This window comes from Paraherbaspirillum soli, from assembly GCF_042654985.1.
Classification (GTDB): domain Bacteria; phylum Pseudomonadota; class Gammaproteobacteria; order Burkholderiales; family Burkholderiaceae_D; genus Paraherbaspirillum; species Paraherbaspirillum soli.
Window position 1 is genome coordinate 119,999 of sequence record NZ_JBHSMT010000031.1, and the last position, 19,105, is coordinate 139,103.

At 58.7% G+C, this 19,105-nt stretch carries 18 protein-coding genes; 2 read left to right on the plus strand and 16 right to left on the minus strand.

Features of this window, described 5'->3' with window-relative positions:
* From mraY to tyrS, 16 genes are all read right to left on the minus strand, one after another.
* Positions 1 to 1,170: a phospho-N-acetylmuramoyl-pentapeptide-transferase gene (gene mraY, locus ACFPM8_RS21240; RefSeq protein WP_379000750.1), complete on the minus strand. Its 1,170-nt coding sequence runs from the start codon at positions 1,168 to 1,170 to the stop codon at positions 1 to 3.
* A 1-nt stretch (position 1,171) separates the two neighbouring features.
* Positions 1,172 to 2,593, minus strand: a complete 1,422-nt coding sequence (locus tag ACFPM8_RS21245; protein WP_379000752.1) for a UDP-N-acetylmuramoyl-tripeptide--D-alanyl-D-alanine ligase — start codon at positions 2,591 to 2,593, stop codon at positions 1,172 to 1,174.
* Positions 2,590 to 4,155, minus strand: coding sequence for a UDP-N-acetylmuramoyl-L-alanyl-D-glutamate--2,6-diaminopimelate ligase (locus ACFPM8_RS21250; RefSeq protein WP_379000855.1), 1,566 nt, complete (start codon positions 4,153 to 4,155; stop codon positions 2,590 to 2,592). The genes ACFPM8_RS21245 and ACFPM8_RS21250 overlap by 4 nt, the downstream gene beginning before the upstream one ends.
* A gap of 8 nt (positions 4,156 to 4,163) precedes the next feature.
* Positions 4,164 to 5,945 (minus strand): peptidoglycan D,D-transpeptidase FtsI family protein, encoded by a 1,782-nt coding sequence (locus tag ACFPM8_RS21255; protein WP_379000754.1) that lies wholly within the window; start codon positions 5,943 to 5,945, stop codon positions 4,164 to 4,166.
* Positions 5,942 to 6,214, minus strand: a complete 273-nt coding sequence (ftsL, locus tag ACFPM8_RS21260; RefSeq protein ID WP_379000756.1) for a cell division protein FtsL — start codon at positions 6,212 to 6,214, stop codon at positions 5,942 to 5,944. The genes ACFPM8_RS21255 and ftsL overlap by 4 nt, the downstream gene beginning before the upstream one ends.
* Positions 6,211 to 7,200, minus strand: coding sequence for a 16S rRNA (cytosine(1402)-N(4))-methyltransferase RsmH (rsmH, locus tag ACFPM8_RS21265; RefSeq protein WP_379000758.1), 990 nt, complete (start codon positions 7,198 to 7,200; stop codon positions 6,211 to 6,213). The genes ftsL and rsmH overlap by 4 nt, the downstream gene beginning before the upstream one ends.
* 10 nt (positions 7,201 to 7,210) lie before the next feature.
* Positions 7,211 to 7,639 (minus strand): division/cell wall cluster transcriptional repressor MraZ, encoded by a 429-nt coding sequence (mraZ, locus tag ACFPM8_RS21270; RefSeq protein ID WP_379000759.1) that lies wholly within the window; start codon positions 7,637 to 7,639, stop codon positions 7,211 to 7,213.
* A gap of 435 nt (positions 7,640 to 8,074) precedes the next feature.
* Positions 8,075 to 8,617, minus strand: coding sequence for a crossover junction endodeoxyribonuclease RuvC (gene ruvC / locus ACFPM8_RS21275; protein WP_379000761.1), 543 nt, complete (start codon positions 8,615 to 8,617; stop codon positions 8,075 to 8,077).
* Positions 8,618 to 8,714: 97 nt separating this feature from the next.
* Positions 8,715 to 10,280: a bifunctional phosphoribosylaminoimidazolecarboxamide formyltransferase/IMP cyclohydrolase gene (gene purH / locus ACFPM8_RS21280; RefSeq protein ID WP_379000762.1), complete on the minus strand. Its 1,566-nt coding sequence runs from the start codon at positions 10,278 to 10,280 to the stop codon at positions 8,715 to 8,717.
* A gap of 196 nt (positions 10,281 to 10,476) precedes the next feature.
* Positions 10,477 to 10,710 carry a Fis family transcriptional regulator gene (locus ACFPM8_RS21285; protein ID WP_379000764.1) on the minus strand — a complete coding sequence of 78 codons (234 nt, stop codon included), beginning with the start codon at positions 10,708 to 10,710 and terminating at the stop codon, positions 10,477 to 10,479.
* A 28-nt stretch (positions 10,711 to 10,738) separates the two neighbouring features.
* Positions 10,739 to 11,755, minus strand: a complete 1,017-nt coding sequence (gene dusB / locus ACFPM8_RS21290) for a tRNA dihydrouridine synthase DusB (RefSeq protein WP_379000765.1) — start codon at positions 11,753 to 11,755, stop codon at positions 10,739 to 10,741.
* Positions 11,756 to 11,856: 101 nt separating this feature from the next.
* The gene (locus tag ACFPM8_RS21295) at positions 11,857 to 12,963 is read right to left on the minus strand and encodes a GGDEF domain-containing protein (protein WP_379000767.1); all 1,107 of its coding nucleotides are present in this window, start codon (positions 12,961 to 12,963) and stop codon (positions 11,857 to 11,859) included.
* Positions 12,964 to 13,037: 74 nt separating this feature from the next.
* Positions 13,038 to 13,697, minus strand: coding sequence for a histidine phosphatase family protein (locus ACFPM8_RS21300; RefSeq protein ID WP_379000769.1), 660 nt, complete (start codon positions 13,695 to 13,697; stop codon positions 13,038 to 13,040).
* 25 nt (positions 13,698 to 13,722) lie between these two features.
* Positions 13,723 to 14,367, minus strand: a complete 645-nt coding sequence (locus tag ACFPM8_RS21305) for a YbhB/YbcL family Raf kinase inhibitor-like protein (protein WP_379000772.1) — start codon at positions 14,365 to 14,367, stop codon at positions 13,723 to 13,725.
* A gap of 70 nt (positions 14,368 to 14,437) precedes the next feature.
* Complete coding sequence (dtd, locus tag ACFPM8_RS21310; RefSeq protein ID WP_379000775.1) at positions 14,438 to 14,899, minus strand: D-aminoacyl-tRNA deacylase; 462 nt, start codon at positions 14,897 to 14,899, stop codon at positions 14,438 to 14,440.
* An 11-nt stretch (positions 14,900 to 14,910) separates the two neighbouring features.
* The gene (gene tyrS / locus ACFPM8_RS21315) at positions 14,911 to 16,182 is read right to left on the minus strand and encodes a tyrosine--tRNA ligase (RefSeq protein ID WP_379000777.1); all 1,272 of its coding nucleotides are present in this window, start codon (positions 16,180 to 16,182) and stop codon (positions 14,911 to 14,913) included.
* A gap of 220 nt (positions 16,183 to 16,402) precedes the next feature.
* On the opposite strand from tyrS, the gene ACFPM8_RS21320 reads away from it, so the two are divergent.
* The gene (locus ACFPM8_RS21320) at positions 16,403 to 17,809 is read left to right on the plus strand and encodes a peptidoglycan DD-metalloendopeptidase family protein (protein WP_379000779.1); all 1,407 of its coding nucleotides are present in this window, start codon (positions 16,403 to 16,405) and stop codon (positions 17,807 to 17,809) included.
* A gap of 113 nt (positions 17,810 to 17,922) precedes the next feature.
* Complete coding sequence (locus tag ACFPM8_RS21325; protein ID WP_379000781.1) at positions 17,923 to 19,083, plus strand: anhydro-N-acetylmuramic acid kinase; 1,161 nt, start codon at positions 17,923 to 17,925, stop codon at positions 19,081 to 19,083.
* Positions 19,084 to 19,105 lie beyond the last annotated feature (22 nt).

Here is a 19,105-nt window from a genome sequence, read left to right on the forward strand (position 1 = left end):
TTACCTTAACTTCAGAGTGGAAAGTCCAAACAACACCAGCATCATCGAGATGATCCAGAAACGCACGACCACCTGCGTTTCTTTCCAGCCTTTTTGCTCATAGTGGTGGTGCAGCGGCGCCATCAGCAGCACCCGCCGACCGACTCCGTAACGCTTCTTGGTGAACTTGAAATACACCACCTGGACCATCACCGACAGCGTTTCGACCACAAAGATGCCGCCCATGATGAACAACACGATTTCCTGCCGCACGATGACGGCCACGGTGCCCAGCGCGCCGCCCAGCGCCAGCGCGCCGACGTCGCCCATGAATACCTGCGCCGGATAGGCGTTGTACCAAAGGAAAGCCAGGCCGGCACCGGCCATCGCGCCGCAGAAAATCAGCAGTTCGCCGGCGCCGGGGATATGCGGAATCAGCAGATATTTGGCAAAGGTCACGTTACCGGTCAGATAGGCAAACAGTCCGAGGGCGGAGCCGACCATGACCGTCGGCATGATCGCCAGGCCGTCCAGGCCATCGGTCAGATTCACCGCGTTGCTGGTGCCGACGATGACGAAATAAGTCAGCGCCATGAAGCCCCAGACGCCCAGCGGATAGCTGACGGTTTTGAAGAACGGCACGATCAAATCGGCCTTCGGCGGCAAATCCAGGCTGAAACCGGACTGCACCCAGGCCACGAACAAATCCCAGACCTGGGTATTGTTCGGCGCCGATACCGAGAACGCCAGATACACTGCCGCCACCACGCCGATCACCGATTGCCAGAAATATTTCTCGCGCGAGCGCATGCCGTTCGGGTCCTTGTAGACCACCTTGCGATAGTCGTCGACCCAGCCGATGGCACCAAAACCCAGCGTCACCACCAGCACGATCCAGACGAAACGGTTGCTCAGGTCGCTCCACAGCAAAGTTGAAATACCGATCGCAATCAGGATCAGCACGCCGCCCATGGTCGGCGTACCAGATTTGATCAAATGCGTTTGCGGACCATCGGTACGCACCGCTTGTCCGACCTTCAGGCGCGCCAGCATGCGGATCACGCCAGGTCCTGCGATCAAGCCGATCGCCAACGCCGTCAGCGTCGCGAACACGGCGCGAAAGGTGATGAAATTGAAAACCCGCAGGACACTGAAATCCTGCTGTAAATATTGTGCCAACCAAAGCAGCATGTTAGTGACTTCCTTCTGATGTTGCGACGAGCAGATGCTGCACCACGCGTTCCATTTTCATGAAGCGCGATCCTTTTACCAACACCGTGGCATGCGGTGTCATATAAGCGTCGACCGCAGCCAGCAGCGCTGCCAGGTCGACAAAATGTTTTGCTTGCGGGCCGAAGGCGGCACTGGCGTCAGCCGCCAACTTGCCCAGCGTGAACAACTGCGCGATGCCGCGTTGCTGCGCATAAGCACCGATTTCCTGGTGAAACTTGCGGCCTTCATTGCCGACTTCGCCCATGTCGCCCAATACCAGCAACCGCGGCTGGTCGGCCGGGGCCTGGGCCAGCACGTCGATTGCGGCCCGTACCGAATCGGGATTGGCGTTATAGGTGTCGTCGATCACCAGCGCACCGGCGCAGGCGGCGCGTTGCGCCAGCTTGCGTTGCAGACGGCCGCTGACCGGAGCGAACGCTTCCAGGCCGCGCTTGATGGCCGCGACCTCGATCCCAATCGCCAACGCGCAGGCAATCGCGGCGAGTGCGTTGCGCACGTTGTGCTCGCCGGCGGCGGACAGCTGTATGTCAAATTTTTGTACAGGGTTGGCAAGCGCGACGGTGACGGCCAAATCGCTGCCGAAACCATTCGCCGCCTGGCTATAAGTGCAGCTGACATCGGCGTCGGCGGACAGGCCGAAGGTAATGCTGCCGCCCTTGTCCGCTGCGTAGTCGCGCCACAAGGCGGTATACGGATCGTCGGCAGGAAACACGGCAATCCCGCTGGCCGGCATGCCACGAATCACGTCGCCGTTTTCCTTGGCGACCGCTTCGACCGTTGCCATGAACTCCTGATGCTCGCGCTGCGCGTTATTCACCAGTGCCACGGTCGGTTCGGCCAGCGCGGTCAGCACCGCTATCTCGCCCGGATGGTTCATGCCCAGTTCAACCACTGCCGCCTGATGGCTCGCTTCCAACCGCAGCAAGGTCAACGGCACGCCGATCTCATTATTCAGGTTGCCGCGCGTGGCCAAAAACTGCTCATCGCCAAACGCCGCGGCCAGGATCGCCGCGATCATTTCCTTGACAGTGGTTTTGCCGTTGCTGCCGGTCACTGCGATCAAGGGCAGCTTGAATTGCGCGCGCCAGCGATGGCCAATCGCACCCAGCGCGAGCCGCGTATCTGGCACCACCAGCGCGGGGACCGGAAGATTTGCAGGTACACGCTCCACCACCACCGCGGCCGCGCCTTGCGCCGCCACCTGCGGCAAAAAGTCATGCGCGTCAAAACGTTCGCCGCGCAGCGCGACAAACAGATTGCCCGGCACGACCGCGCGACTATCTGTCGTCAAGCCGGTCACCGCCACCGGAGCGGCTCCAGCAGCAGCGACGATGGAAGAATTGGGAACCCAACTCTGCAATTGGGTCAGCGATGACTTCATACGTGGCCGCCTTTCATCGTGGCCCGCGCAGCCAATGCCAGCGCGGTATGGTCGGCGTCCAAAAACGGCAATTTCTTTCCTTTTATTTCTTGATAGGTTTCATGTCCTTTTCCTGCCAGCAGCACCACATCGGCCTTGGCCGCATGGCGTACCGCCCACAGGATCGCGCCGGCCCGGTCTTCCAGCGTCAGCGCAGCCGCAGGCGATTGCATGCCGTGCAGGATTTGCGCAATGATCGCGCCCGGCTCTTCACTGCGCGGATTGTCGCTGGTCACGATCACGTGATCCGCCAGCTCGGCGACGGCGCCCATCTGCGGCCGCTTGCCCGGATCGCGATCGCCGCCGCAACCGAACACGCACCACAACTCGCCATGCCGTTGCTGCGCCACCTGGCGCAAGGTATGCAGCGTCTTTTCCAGCGCATCGGGGGTATGCGCATAGTCGATCACGATCAGCGGCGCGTCCTGGCCGCCGAATTGCTGCATGCGGCCGGGGACCGCGGTCAACAGTTCAATCGCATGGACTGCCGCGGCCCAGACAACGCCTTTGGCCAGCAGCACGCCCAGAATGCCGAGCACATTGCTGACATTGAACTGGCCGACCAGCCGGGTTTTGATCTGGCCGGAGCCGAACGTCGACTCCACATGAAATACGGTGCCGCCGGCATTGGTCTTGATCGCCGAGGCGCGCAATACCGGGATGCCAGCTGCCGCCTCGACCTCGGTCAACGCATAGCCGATCACCGGAATCGCCTGCGTCTTCTGTTGCAGATGGCGCGCCAGCCGCAATCCCATTTCATCATCCAGATTGATCACGGCATGCTGCAATCCGGGCCAGTCGAACAGCATCTGCTTGGCCGCCTCATAGTGCGCCATGTCGCCGTGGTAATCGAGATGATCGCGGGTGAAATTGGTGAACAAGGCGATATCGACATGCATGCCGTTCAGACGGCCTTGCTCCAGGCCGATCGAGGATGCCTCGATTGCCAGCGCGCCGACTCCGGCGTCGCGCATCTCCGCCAGGGTGCGCTGCAACAGTACGGCATCCGGCGTGGTATAGCCGGTTTCCCGAAACGCACCGCGCTGGCCTTTGGCAAACACGCCCACGCCCAGCGTACCGACCACCCCGGTCATTTCCCCCAGATGCGACAGTGCATGCCCCAGCCATTGACTGCACGAGGTCTTGCCATTGGTGCCGGTCACGGCGACGATTTGCATGCCGGCGTCCGGCTTTTGATAGTAGGCATTGGCAATCGGGCCGGCGGCTTGTTTCAAGCCCGCGACGGCCAGATGCGGCACTTTATGGGTCGCGTCCCAACTGACATCCCAGTCGAATCCATCCGCCTCATATACCACCGCGCAAGCACCCTTTTGCAGCGCTTGCGCAATATAGTTGCGGCCGTCCGCATGATCGCCGGGATAGGCAACGAACACATCGCCGGGTTTGACCGCGCGTGAATCCGAAGTCAGGTCGGCCGCCGCGGCGGATGCCGGAGCCAGTCCGCGCAACCAGTTCAGGATGTCGTCCAATCGTACCGAGGTTGTCTTCATTGGCTTCTTCATGGCCTTCATTACATGCTCTCCTGTACCACTTCGGTCGGGATAATGATGTTGGTGACGGTCGAATCCGGCGCAACGTTCAGCGCCCGCAAGGCGTTGGCGGCAACCGTCGCAAACACCGGCGCTGCCACATCACCACCAAAATGCGAGCCCACGCTGGGCTCGTCGACCATCACCGCAATGATCAAGCGAGGATCAGAGGCCGGAGCAAAACCGACAAAGTCGGCAATATATTTTTTGACGTATTTGCCGCCCTCGATCTTGTAAGCGGTGCCGGTTTTGCCGCCGACCCGATAGCCGGGCACTTGCGCCTTGGGCGCGGTGCCGCCAGGCGCGGTGACCGTTTCCAGCATCGCTCGCACGGTGAGCGCAGTCTTTTCGGATACCACCCGCTGCCCAACCGGCGGCTCGGTGACCTTCTGGAAGGTCAATGGAATAAAATCGCCGTTGCGGGCAAAAATCGTATATGCGTGCGCCATCTGGATCAGCGACACCGAGATGCCGTGGCCGTAGCTCATGGTCGCCTGCTCGATCGGACGCCACGATTTATAAGGGCGCACACGGCCGGCAACCGCACCTGGGAAACCGAATTTCGGCTGCTGCCCAAGACCAACAGTAGTGAACATCTCCCACATTTCTTCAGCCGGCATTTGCGCGGCAATTTTGGCGGTGCCGATGTTGGACGATTTCTGGATAATCTGAGCCACGCTCATCGTCAGCACGCCATGCGGATGCGAATCGCCGATAGTGGCGGTACCAATCGTCATTTTATCGGGGATCTGGAAGGTCGTAGTCGCCTGCACGCGATTGGTGTCAAGCGCCAAAGCCACGGTGAATGGCTTCAGCGTGGAGCCAGGCTCGAAGGTATCGGTCATCACCCGATTGCGCAGTTGCGCCCCGGTCAATACCGAGCGATCGTTCGGGTTGTAAGAGGGCAAATTGGCAAGCGCCAGCACCTCGCCGGTCTTGGCGTCCACTACGACGATGCCGCCGGCTTTGGCCTTGCTCTTTTCGACCGCCTCTTTCAATTGCGTAAAGGCGATGTACTGGATCTTGCTGTCGATCGACAACACCAACTCCTTGCCATCGTGCGGCTCCTTGACCGCTTCGATATCCTCGACGATACGCCCCAACCTATCCTTGATCACGCGACGGCTACCGGTGGTGCCGGCCAGGTTTTTTTGCTGCGACAGCTCCATGCCGTCCTGACCGGCGTCTTCGACGTTGGTAAAGCCGACCACGTGCGCCATTACCTCCCCTTCGGGGTAGTAGCGTTTGTATTCCTTGCGCGTTTCGACGCCGCGGATGCCGAGCTTGACGATCTTGTCGGAGGTATCCGGTTCGACTTGCCGCTTCAGGTAAACGAAGCTACGGTCGGAATCGAGTTTTTTGCGCAGCTCGGCCTCGCTCATCTCAAGCAATTTTGCCAGTTGCTGCAATTTTTCCTTGGGTGCATCCAGCACGTCTTCCGGGATCGCCCAGACCGCCTTGACCGGCACCGAGGATGCCAATACCTGACCGTTACGGTCAGTGATTTTGCCGCGCGTAGCCGGCAGTTCCAAGGTGCGCGCATAGCGCGAGGCACCCTGCTTTTGCAGGAAATCGGTGGAAATCCCTTGCAGCCATAGAGCCCGGCCAATCAATGCCAGAAAAGCGGCAAACATGGCGAACAGCACGACGCGCGAGCGCCATACCGGCAACTTCACTTTCAGTACCGGGCTGGACGAAAACGGTACGCCTTTGGCGGCGGCGACACGCGATGCATGGGCGCTGCGTGGAGGATTACGTGTCATTTTTCCCCCACTGTCAGATATTGCGTACGAGCCGCCGTCAACGGCACCATGTTCAGGTCGCGGGTGGCGCTTGCCTCGATGCGTGAGTTTTTGCCGAGCGTCGATTGATCGAGCTGCAATTGCGCCCATTCAATATCCAGCTGCCGCGCCTGGCTTTGCGAACGCTCCAGCTCGATGAATAATTGACGCGCCTGATATTGCGCGTTGACCAGCGCCAGCGAACACAGCACGACGGCCAGGGCCAGTACGAAATTGAGGCGGCTGCTCACTGTCCGGCTCCAGATGGCGCGCTTGCGGCTGAAGGGCTACCGGCCAGACGCTCGCCGACGCGCATGATGGCGGAACGGGCGCGTGGATTTTCCGAGACTTCGGCGTCGGATGGCTTGATCCTGGCCAGCAGCTTCAATTCGGGCTGCGGCAGATCGACGGCGCGAATCGGCAGGCGACGGTCAGGCTGCGGCAGCTTGGCCTTGGAGGCCATGAACTGTTTGACGATCCGGTCTTCCAGCGAGTGAAAGCTGATCACAACCAACCTCCCTTGCAGTGCCATCTGCCGAAATGCCTTATCCAGCCCTATTTCGAGTTCTTCAAGCTCTTGATTGATGTAAATCCGTATAGCCTGAAAGGTGCGAGTTGCCGGGTCTTTGCCCTTCTCCCGGGTTTTGACGGCGTTTGCCACGATCTGGGCAAGCTGTCGTGTGCTTGAAATTGGCTGGATTGCCCGGCCAGCAACAATCGCCTTTGCAATCTGAACAGCAAACCGTTCTTCCCCATATTCTCGTATTACCTTTCCGATTAACTTTTCATCTGCGCTTGCCAGCCACGCGGCGGCGGACATGCCGCGGGTAGTATCCATCCGCATATCGAGCGGGCCATCGGCGCGGAAGCTGAAACCCCGGCTGGCATCGTCCACCTGCGGCGATGAAATGCCTAGATCCAGCAGCACCCCATCCACCTGCGCAATATTCCGTTGTTGCAGAGCCTGCGCCATCGTTGCAAAACTGTCGTGCACGATCTCGAACCGCGGATCGACGATGGTGCCGGCGGTGGCAATCGCTTGCGGATCCTTGTCAAACGCCAGCAATCGCCCGCGTTGGCCCAGCTTTTCTAAAATTCTCCGGCTATGTCCGCCGCGTCCGAAGGTGCCGTCGACATAAATGCCGTCAGCGCGCGCGCCGGCAATTGCCAACGCATCGACAGCTTCGTCCAGCAACACCGTGCGGTGCTGGAATTCGGGCACCACTTGCTCACTCATCGCGGGACCATTAAAACGAAAAATTACTTAACACTTCGGGCATGCCGGCCGCAACTGCTTGCGACTCGCTCTCGGCCAGCTTGGCCGCATCCCAAATCTCGAAATGGCTTCCCATCCCCAGCAGCATCACGTCACGCGTCAAGCCGACCGCCGACCGCAATTCTGGGGCGACCAGGATCCGCCCGGCGGAATCGAGCTCAACATCGGATGCGTTACCAAGGAAAATGCGTTGCCAGGCGCGTGCCGACATCGGCCAGCTGGCAATTTGCTCACGGTGAGTTTCCCAGGTGGGGCGCGGGAATAGCAACAGGCAACCGTGCGGGTGCTTGGTCAGCGTCAGCCGGCCTTCGCACTGGACCGTCAGCGCGTCACGATGCTTGGATGGCACCGCCATCCGTCCTTTCGCATCGAGATTTAATGCTGACGCCCCCTGGAACACCGCAAACACTCCTGTTTTATTAGCTGGTTTTGGGAATCATGTTCTTTTGGGTAAGTAAAATTGCCCCACAAAAATACACTTTTCCACACTTCCACCCACTTTAGAGGATGCACTATTCCAGGTCAAGCCATTTAGCAGGCGGCAATTGTCAAATATTTGAGTAAAGTCAATGACTTAGCGTCATTTAGCGAAGAGATTTTGAATTTCTGCAAATCCAAATTCCCCCAATGAATTAAGGACTTATCTGAAGATGTATAAGTTAAGCCTTAGATAAACACATGTGTTTATGCAGAGCAAACCTGTCACAAGAACTTACAATTGCCATGTTTTTCAGCAACCTGAAATGACACAACAAGCAGGTACGTAGCGCGGGGCGGGGCGACGCGGAGGAAGGGATCGCCTCAAGGCGTGAGGCAACGGCAAAATGCGTAAGCGCTAGCCAACCAAACGACCGCCGCGCACACGCAAACCCTTTTTGGCCAAACTCGGGGCCAGTGCGCCCAAGGTCGCCAGCGCATCGCCACTGTGGGCATGACAGATGGCCACAGCCAATGCATCGGCGGCATCGGTACCGGGCAATCCGGGTAAAGCGAGCAGGCGTTGCACCATATCCTGCACCTGCTGTTTCTGCGCCTTGCCGTGACCGGCCACCGCCTGCTTGATCTGCAAAGCGGTATATTCAGCCACCATCAAGTCAGCGCTCACCAACGCACATATGGCGGCGCCGCGGGCCTGCCCGAGCAATAGCGTTGATTGGGGGTTGACGTTGACGAAGACTTTTTCGATCGCGGAACAATCGGGCGCATAGCTGCGAATGACTTCGGAGACACTGGCCAGAATAACTTTCAGGCGCTGCGGCAAGTCGGTATCCGGTGTTTTGATGGTGCCCGACGCAATGTAGCTGAGCTTGCTGCCCTGCTTGTCGATGACGCCAAAACCCGTAGTCCGCAGACCCGGGTCGATACCGAGGATTTTCATATTGGGGCAAAAAAAACAAAACGCTTCGCCGTTGCCGCAGCGAGCAAGGGCGAAGCGCTATTAACTACCATTCGGTTATCAAATTGCCTATTTGCGATTAATGGCGGAAATGACGCGTGCCAGTCAGCAGCATGACCACACCACGCTCGTCGGCGGCATCAATGATTTCTTGATCGCGCATCGAACCGCCCGGTTGAATCACACAAGTCGCGCCGGCATCCACCACCACATCCAGGCCATCGCGGAACGGGAAGAAAGCATCCGAAGCGACCGCCGAGCCGGCCAGCGACAAGCCAGCGTTTTGCGCCTTGATCGAGGCGATGCGGGCGGAATCGACGCGGCTCATCTGACCGGCGCCGACGCCCAGAGTCATGCCGTTGCCGCAAAACACAATGGCGTTCGACTTGACGAACTTGGCAACCCGCCAGGCAAACATCAAATCCTGCAATTGTTGCTGGGTCGGCCGTTTTTTGCTGACCACTTTAAGTTCTGCCAGGGCGACATTCTTGGCATCCGGCGATTGCACCAGCAGACCGCCGCCGACACGCTTGAAGTCATACGCGTTGATCTCGCTGCCCAATGGGATTTCCAACAAGCGGACGTTCTGCTTGCCGGCAAAGATCTGTTTGGCCTGCTCGGTGAAGGATGGTGCGATCAGCACTTCAACGAATTGCTTGGCAATCGCTTCCGCGGCAACGCCATCGAGCTCATGGTTGAAGGCGATAATGCCGCCAAAAGCTGAAGTCGGATCGGTCTGGAACGCCTTGCTGTATGCCTCCAGCGGACTGCCGCCAGTGGCGACGCCGCATGGATTGGCATGCTTGATGATGACGCAGGCGGTTTCGTTAAACGTTTTCACGCATTCCCACGCGGCATCGGCATCGGCGATATTGTTGTATGACAGTTCTTTGCCCTGCAACTGGGTGTAATTGGCCAAAGCGCCGTCAATCCGCTTGGTGTCGCGATAGAACGCGGCGGATTGATGCGGGTTTTCGCCGTAGCGCATTTCCTGCACTTTTTCGAAGTGCATATTCAGTGTTGCCGGATAGGCGCTGCGGGTCGCGTGCTGCTTGTCTTCGCCCAGCGAAGTGAAATAGTTGGTGATCGCACCATCGTATTGCGCGGTATGGGCGAACACTTTCTTGGCCAGCGCGAATTTGGTGCCGTAACCGACCTCGCCTTGATTCGCAGTCAACTCTTCCAGTACGCCGGCGTAATCGGTCGGATCGCAAATCACGATCACATCTTTGTGGTTCTTGGCCGACGAGCGCAACATCGCAGGGCCGCCGATGTCGATATTTTCAATCGCGTCCTCAAGCGAGCATTGCTCTTTGGCGATCGTCTGCTGAAACGGATACAGATTGACCACCACCATGTCGATGGTCGGAATCTGATGCTGCGCCAACGCCGCAACGTGCTCGGGAAAATCGCGCCGCGCCAGGATCCCGCCATGCACTTTCGGATGCAGCGTTTTAACCCGGCCGTCGAGCATTTCCGGGAACCCGGTGTAATCCGCCACCTCGGTCACCTGGACGCCATTGTCGGCCAGCAGCTTGGCGGTGCCGCCCGTCGAGAGAATATTCACCCCCAGCGCCGACAATGCACGTGCGAAATCGAGTATCCCGGTCTTATCGGATACGGAAATAAGGGCTTGTTTAATCATAATGAGAACTCAGGAAGTGATGAAGAAGACGGAACGGCCAACGGTAAACAAGAACTTAAAGCCGAGGGCCATGGCTTAAGCGCCGTGACCCGGCCCCATGGCACCTCGTTGAACACAGCTTATTACTTGTTGTGGCTTATGCTTGTTGAGTATTTACACTGAATTGTTTGCTTGGCGCTCATGACAATGCCAAAAATTACAACAGCCCGTGCTGCTGCAACTTCTTGCGCAAGGTGTTGCGATTGATGCCCAGCATCTCGGCTGCATGCGACTGGTTACCTTCGGCGCGCGCAATCACCGCTTCCAATACCGGCTTCTCCACGGTGGAAATCACCATATCGTAGATATTTGACGGCGGCTGCTCGCCTAAATCCTTGAAATATTTTTCAAGGCTTTGTTTAACGACTTCCTGAATACTTTCTTTGCTCATTCTTCTTTGCTATTCTTGTTGATCTGGTTCACGCCGCCAGCATCTGCTCGGCCACCCGGTATTGTAACCGCTCCCCATACGCAAACTGCGATTCAAAGAAGCTATTTACTGCCGCCAACTGTTGTCCGCAGTCTTCCAGCAGGTTCATCCGTTGTCGGAATGCCTCGCCCCCGGGCAGATCTCGGACGTACCAGCCAATATGCTTGCGGGCGGTACGCACGCCCAGGTAGTCGCCGTAAAAACCATAATGTGCACGCAAGTGTTCATCCATCAGGTGTTGTACTTCCGCCACGCGCGGCGCGGGTAAATACTCGCCGGTACGCAAAAAATGTTCGATCTCGCGGAATATCCACGGCCGCCCCTGCGCTGCCCGCCCGACCATGATGGCGTCGGCTTTGGTGATTTCCAGCACCTGGCGGGCTTTTTCCGGCGTCGTGATATCGCCGTTCGCCACCACCGGGATAGCCACCGCTGCCTTCACCGCGGCAATCGTCTGGTATTCGGCGTCGCCGCTATAACCATCGGCGCGAGTCCGGCCATGCAAGGTCAGCATGGCGATGCCGCTGGCCTCCGCCAGTCGCGCGATATTCAATGCGTTCTTGTTGAGCCGATCCCAGCCGGTCCGGAACTTGAGCGTCACCGGCACATCGACCGCGGCCACTACTGCGTCCAGAATCCGCGCCACCAGTTGTTCGTCCTGCAACAAGGCCGAGCCGCACCAGCTGTTGCACACTTTCTTGACCGGGCAACCCATGTTGATGTCGATGATTTGCGCGCCGTGATCGACATTGTATTTTGCACATTCAGCCAGCATCAGCGGGTCGGCGCCGGCGATCTGTACCGCGCGCGGCTCCATTTCGCCATCGTGATTGATGCGGCGCGAAGTTTTCTCGGTCTGCCATAGGCGCGGATTGGACGCGGCCATTTCCGACACGGCGTAACCAGCGCCCAGCTCCTTGCAAAGTTGCCGGAATGGCCGGTCGGTGACACCCGCCATCGGCGCCACAAAAACGTTGTTGCGAAGGGAATAAGGGCCAATATTCACGGCAATGTAGATAACTCGGGTGAGCTTGCAAGAGGAAAGCCGTCATTTTATCGCGATTGCCGGGCAGCTCGTTGATTCTGAGCGCGGGCGCATCAGCCGGATCAGGACTCGTCCACGGCTAAGGAGGCGGAACTTTGCGTGCGTTGGACCGCATATTGAATCAACTCGTCCAGCCCGCGGCCGTCGGCGCCATAGGTGGCGGCGCCAACCGACAATGCCAGCCGGATCGACCAGTTTTCTATATTGACCGGATGACGCATGAAATGCGCCAGAAATCTGTCGGCAATATTTTTTACCTGAGCCGCATCGGTCGCCGGCAATACGTACAGGAATTCCGTACCGCACAAGCGCCCGCCCCTATCCGAGGTACGCAACTGGGTGCCGGTGTCCTTGGCAAAGGCCGCCAGGATATTGTCGGCGACCGCCCAACCGTAGAGCTCGTTGATCTTGTTAAAGTCGTCCAGGCGACAATACAAAATCGACAACGACGATGCGTCCGTTGCGGTCACCGCCACGGCCTCTTCGTATACGTGCACGATGCGGCGCCGGGTCAGCAAGCCGGTCAAAGTATCCAATTGCGCGTGGCGGCTTAGCAGATCCGATAAATTGGATTGCTTCCAGATCACCTCGCACACATGCCCGAAGGCCTGGAACGGCGGGAAGCCAGTGTCGAAAAAATAATCCGGGCGATCGGCATAAAACACCATCATGCCGTGCATGTCGGCCTTTTCCGAGCGCAACGGTATCGCCAGCGCCACCTTGGCCGAGCAGGCGTCCGGGTTCGACTGCCACGGTGAAAACAAGGCATGAAAATCACTCTCCTGCCCGGCATCCCAATCAGCCACCTGACCATAAGGAGCGACGTAATCGAAGCACTCCTTCTTCAGTCGCCAGCTGGCAGACTCGCTCGCCGCCGGCCCCACAACGGCAGTTGGCTTGATCATCGGTGCCGAATCATCCTGGCAAAACCCAACCCATATCAGTCGTATATGCGGGCTTGCAGGCAAGATCATCTGACACAGACGCGTGATGCTTTCGCGACCGCAGTCGGCTTGCGGCAACATCTGCAGCAAGCGATGCAACACCCCGACCAGCGCCAGGCGCTCGGCGTCCGGGGTTGGCGATGCGACGGATTCTATGGATGGCCCGGCCAATTGCCCGGAATCGGCAGTGCGCTGGGCGCGGGATGGGAAGAGATTGAGTTTCATGTTGGCGCTTATGCCCCATTGTTTTAATTCTTTTGGGAAAGGTTAGCACAAGCGCCGCACTTTTAAATGGTTGCCTATCGATCGATTTCGTCCAATGCAATGGCATCCAGATGCGTCACGTCGCCCCAACCGTCAATCCGCAACTGCATTGGCTGCTCAATATTCCAGCTAAGGCGATTGATGCCGGCGTTGAAAACTTCAAAACTGCGTGGCGTGCCATAGTCCATGCCGTTGGCAAATCGATAAATGCTATCGAGTACGCCGCCGTGGGTGACGATTGCAACACGACGGTAATCGCCGCTGCCCAGCAAGCGCATCAAGGTGCCGACAGAACGCTGCGAGAACTCGCGTCCGGTTTCGGCAACATACACACCAGCCGGATAGCGCGCGTCGATGTCGCGGCGACGCATCGCAGCATAGGCCGCCGGGAAGCGCTCGGCGGCCTCCTCATAACGCAAGCCTTCCAGCGCCCCGAAACAGCGTTCGCGCAATCCGGCGTCAATCTGCAACGCCAGACCGCGCGACGACGCCAGCGCCGCTGCGGTTTGGCGCGCACGCTGCAAGTCGCTGCAAAAAACGGCATCTAGCGGCACGCCCTCCAGACTTTGCTTGAGGGCCTGCGCCTGCAGCAATCCCTTGGCATTCAGCCCAATATCCAAATGGCCTTGCAGGCGGCGTTCAAGGTTCCAGTCAGTTTCGCCGTGACGGATCAAAAGAATTTCTGTGGTCGACATGAAGATATTTTTATTGGTACCGGACTCAATAAGTGATTAGTTGCGGGTTCAAAGTGTAAATGCCGACGATAGCCGCTTCAGCCAGGATATGTCCGCGCATTGCCGCCAATACCTGCGGACCGTTGAATTTGCCTTCAACCGGCAGCCGCCCGATGTCCAGCGCATACAGCGTAAAAACATAGCGATGCACGACTTCGTCATTCCATGGCGGACACGGGCCGTCATAGCCGAAATAATCTCCGCTCATCGCCGCATCGTCGGCAAACCACCCGGTGTAATCGTTCAGGCCGTGACGGGCGCCTGGAAAGGAAGTGTTTTCAATCTCCGGGCCGGACTTGCCGCGCGATACGACCCGGTCGCTGACCGTCCCGGCTTCAATCGTGGCGGCATGCGGCGGCAGATCAATCAATAACCAATGGAAAAAATCGACGCGCGGCAAATCGGCCGGCACTGTTTTTCCTTCCTGGTTGACATCGTCGCCGCGCGACGGCACGTCGGGATCGTGGCAAATCAAGACCAGCGATTGGGTACCGGCCGGCGGGTCGCCCCATCCCACATGCGGATTGTGGTTTTCGGACAGTGTCACATGCGTCTCGGGATTAAACACCGCGAACGCATACTCGCCGGGAATGTAGCCGCCATCATTGAAAGAATGACTCCAGAGTTGCATCTCAGTCTCCTGTCGATAGGGTTGGATGTGCCAGATTACGCCTAAGTCTTTTTAGAGCCTATTCAAAATCTCACTGTGAGCTGACTGCAGGCGGTTTCACCTGCAGCCAGAAAGTCACCGGACCGTCATTGGTCAGCGACACTTTCATATCGGCGCCAAAGCGGCCGGTGGCGACTTGCGGATACTTGGCGGTGGCTTGCCCGGCAAAATAGTCGAACAGGCGACGCCCGTCCTCCGGTGCGGCAGCCGGCGTGAACGATGGCCGGGTGCCGGAGCAGGTGTCCGCCGCCAACGTGAATTGCGGCACCAGCAGCAGGCCGCCGCCGACATCGACCAGGCTGCGATTCATCTTGCCGGCATCGTCGGCAAACACGCGATAGCCGAGCAGTTTGGCCAGCAAGGCATCGGCCTCCCGCTCGCGATCGCCGCGCTCGGCGCACAGCAGCACCATCAAGCCGGCATCAATCGCGCCGACCGTCGCACCTTCCACCACCACGCTGGCGTGGCTGACCCGCTGCAATAACGCAATCACGTCCGGATCGCCTATGCCAGCGTGACGCGTGCAAACTTGCGCTTGCCGACCTGCACCACGAAGGTGCCGGAGTCGACTTTCAAAGCTTTGTCGCTGACCACCCCGCCATCGATCCGCACCCCGCCTTGCTCCACCATGCGCAACGCTTCCGAAGTGGATGGGCACAGATTGGCTTGCTTCAGCAATTGGCCGATACCCAGCGGAGCACCAGTCAAAGCCAGTTCCGGGATGTCGTCCGGGATGCCGCCTTTGGCGCGGTTATTGAAATCGGCCAACGCATCGTCGGCCGCCTGGCGGGAGTGGAAACGCGCCACGATTTCCTGCGCCAGCGCGACCTTGATGTCGCGCGGATTCTGACCTTCAGCGACCTGCGCCTTGAAGCCGGCAATCGTCGCCAGCGACTGGAACGACAGCAGCTCGTAATAGCGCCACATCATGACGTCGGAAATACTCATGACCTTGGCAAACATGGTGTTGGCCGGTTCGGTAATGCCGATGTAATTGCCCTTCGACTTCGACATTTTCTCGACCCCGTCCAGCCCTTCCAGCAACGGCATGGTGAGTATGCACTGCGGCTCCTGGCCATAATCCTTCTGCAGTTCGCGGCCGACCAGAAGATTGAATTTCTGATCGGTGCCGCCCAACTCCAGATCGGATTCCAGCGCCACCGAGTCGTAGCCTTGCATCAGCGGGTACAGCAATTCATGCACCGAAATCGGCGTGCCGGCTTTGTAGCGCTTGGTGAAATCTTCGCGCTCCAGGATCCGCGCCACGGTGTATTTGGCCGACAACTCGATCATGCCGCGCGCGCCGAGCTTATCCGACCATTCGGAGTTGTAACGGATTTCGGTACGCGCCGGGTCCAGCACCAGGCTGGCTTGCGCAAAATAGGTTTTGGCGTTTTCCTCGATCTGCTCGCGCGTCAGCGGCGGACGGGTGATATTGCGCCCGGACGGATCGCCGATCATCGAGGTAAAGTCGCCGATCAAAAAGATCACGTTGTGGCCGAGGTCCTGCAACTGGCGCATCTTGTTCAGCACCACCGTGTGGCCCAAGTGCAGATCAGGCGCGGTCGGGTCCAGCCCGAGCTTGATGCGCAGCGGTTTGCCGGTTTGTTCGGAGCGCTGCAGCTTGCGCACGAAGTCACTCTCGATCAGCAACTCGTCGACGCCGCGCTTGGTGATTGCCAACGCCTCCTGGACGCGGTCCGACAGGATCAGAGGGGTGTTTTCAGCAGCAGTTTCCGCTGCCGTCTTTGGTGCGTTTTGAGGAAGGAGAGCCATATGCCTAGCGAAAATAAAATCTTAAAAAATAGCCGCGCCGCGTGTGCGCCGCAGGTACACCCTGAGCGGCGCCCGGAGCCCACCGCGTGCAAAAAAAAGAGGCACGCGGGCGTCTGTTATAATCCGTGATCCTTTTAATCCCGCCGCGAGTCGTTCATTACAGCAACAGCAAAAGAATCGGTAGAAAATCGATAGAAAACGGCAAATTTTAACGTATTGCATGTCCCTAAAAGATAAATTCATGAACTTCCGTCCCAGCTTTATTAAGCTGTTGACCGGCTCTTCACGTAAAACCCGTATCGTTTCCGCCGCTTCGCTGTTACTCACTCTGTGCGCCGTCGGCGCTTCCGGAGTGGTGCCAATGCCAATGGATTCGGCCGACATCCCTGTCAGAGCCATTTCCGAAGAGTTGGAACTGCCTAGCCTCAGCCAGCAAATCGCCCAGCTTGAAGCGCAAAATCAGCTGTACGTCGCTGAAGAAAAAATGCGCGCCGGCGATACCCTGGCGGCGTTGCTGACCCGGCTAGGCGTCGATGACGACAGCGCTGCCGGCTTCATCAAATCCGACAGTACCGCGCGCGGCGTCTTGCGGCTCAAGGCCGGCACTACCGTACAAGCGCAAACCAGCAACGACGGCGAACTGCAGTTGTTGCGCGCGACAATTTCCGACGGCCGCGACGGCGCTCCCAAAAACCTGCTGATCCGCCGCGATGGCGACAAATTCAGTGCCTCGGAAGAACCCGTCGCACTGGAAAGACGCGTCGAAATGCATGCCGGCGTGATTCGCTCGTCGCTGTTTGCCGCCACCGATGCCGCCGAAATCCCGGATAGCGTGGCCTCGCAAATCATTGAAATGTTCAGCACCAACATCAATTTTGCTTCCGACCTGCATCGCGGCGACCATTTCAATGTGGCCTATGAGACGTTCTGGCAAAACGGTCAGTTTGTGCGCGCCGGCCGTATTCTGGCCGGCGAGTTTGTCAATGCCGGCAAGCCATATCAGGCAGTCTGGTTCGACGAACCAGGCAGTGCGCAGGGCGGCGGCTATTACGGCTTCGATGGCAAATCGCTGAAAAAGGCATTCCTGAAATCGCCGCTGGTATTTACCCGGATTTCTTCCGGGTTCTCAATGCGGGTCCACCCCATCCTGGGCAAATGGAAACAGCATACCGGCGTCGATTTCGCCGCTGCAACGGGCACCGCAATCCATGCTACGGCTGACGGCGTGATTGATTTCGCCGGGGTCGAGAGCGGTTACGGCAATGTCGTCATCGTCAAGCACGATGGCAAATATTCAACCGTGTACGCGCATATGAGCCGCTTCGCGCCAAGCTCGCGCAAGGGCAGCAAGGTCAGCCAGGGCGACGTGATCGGCTTCGTCGGCATGACCGGCTGGGCTACCGGCCCGCACTTGCACTATGAGTTCCGGATCAACAACCAGCCGCGCGATCCGCTGTCGGTAGTAGTGCCGACCGCACAGCCGCTGGCAGGCGCCAATCTGCAACGCTTCCGCACGGTTGCCGCCGACATGACCCACCGCTTTGCCTTGCTGCAGGCAACCGCAACGCCTGCCGCCGCTCCGTCCGTCAAGCTGGCGGCATTGCCAGGCAAATCGACACTTCAATAACCCGTGTCGCTATCAACCATGACGCGATAAAGCGCATGGTTGATTCCAGAATCGAATAAAACCGTTGTCGGATCAGTCCTTGTAGAATTGACTGATCTCTCAACGGTTTTATTATGACTACAGCAAATACCCATAGCAGCTTGTTCATCGGCCTGATGTCGGGCACCAGCCTGGATGGTGTCGACGGCGTCATTGCAGCCTTTCCAAGCGGTCCGGCGCAACATCCGGTAACCACCGTGGCATCCGCCTACGTCCCGTTCTCAGCCTCTCTGCGCAATGAGTTGATGGCGCTGCAAAGCGCGGGGCAGAATGAAATCGAACGCGAGGCATTGGTCGCCAATACACTGGCGTCGCACTATGCCGCATGCATCGAGCGCTTGCTGGCGGACGCCGGCTTGCGACCGGATCAAGTGCGCGCCATCGGCGTCCACGGCCAAACCATCCGCCATCGCCCCGAACTTGGCTTTACCCGCCAGGCCAACAACCCGGCGCTACTGGCGGAGCTGACCGGGATCGACGTGATTGCCGACTTCCGCAGCCGCGACATTGCGGCCGGCGGCCAAGGCGCGCCGCTGGTGCCGGCATTTCACCAGGCCGTATTCGCCGATCCCGACCAAACCCGGGTGGTAGTGAATATCGGCGGCATCGCCAATATCAGCGTATTGCACAGCCAATCCCAACTTGACGCGAGCCGCCACATCGTTGGTTTCGATACCGGCCCGGGCAATGTGCTGATGGACCTGTGGATCAAGCGCCATCAAGGCAAGGATTACGATGAAAATGGCGCGTGGGCAGCCAGCGGCAGCCCGGCACCGGCATTGCTGGAAGCGCTGCGTAACGAGGTATACTTTGCGCTGCCGGCACCCAAGAGCACGGGGCGCGACCTGTTTCACGACAGCTGGCTGGCCGCCAAGCTGGACCACTTTCCACAGGTTGCGGCGGCCGATGTTCAGGCCACGCTGGCGGTTCTGACGGCAAGCACGATCGCGGATGCGATTGCGCAGCATGCTGCTGATGTAAAAACGGTGCATGTGTGCGGTGGCGGCGCCTATAACCCATATCTGATGCAGCAACTGGCACACGCGCTGCAACGGCATCATCTGGTGACGACAGTGCAATCCACCGAAGCGCTCGGGATCGCGCCGAACCATGTGGAAGCGGTGGCATTTGCATGGCTGGCGCAGCGCTTCGATCAGCGACTGCCGGGCAACCTGCCGCTGGTGACCGGCGCTAGCGGGTTACGGATTTTGGGGGCGTTGTATCCGGCAGGCTGATTTACACTCATTGCGGGACAGA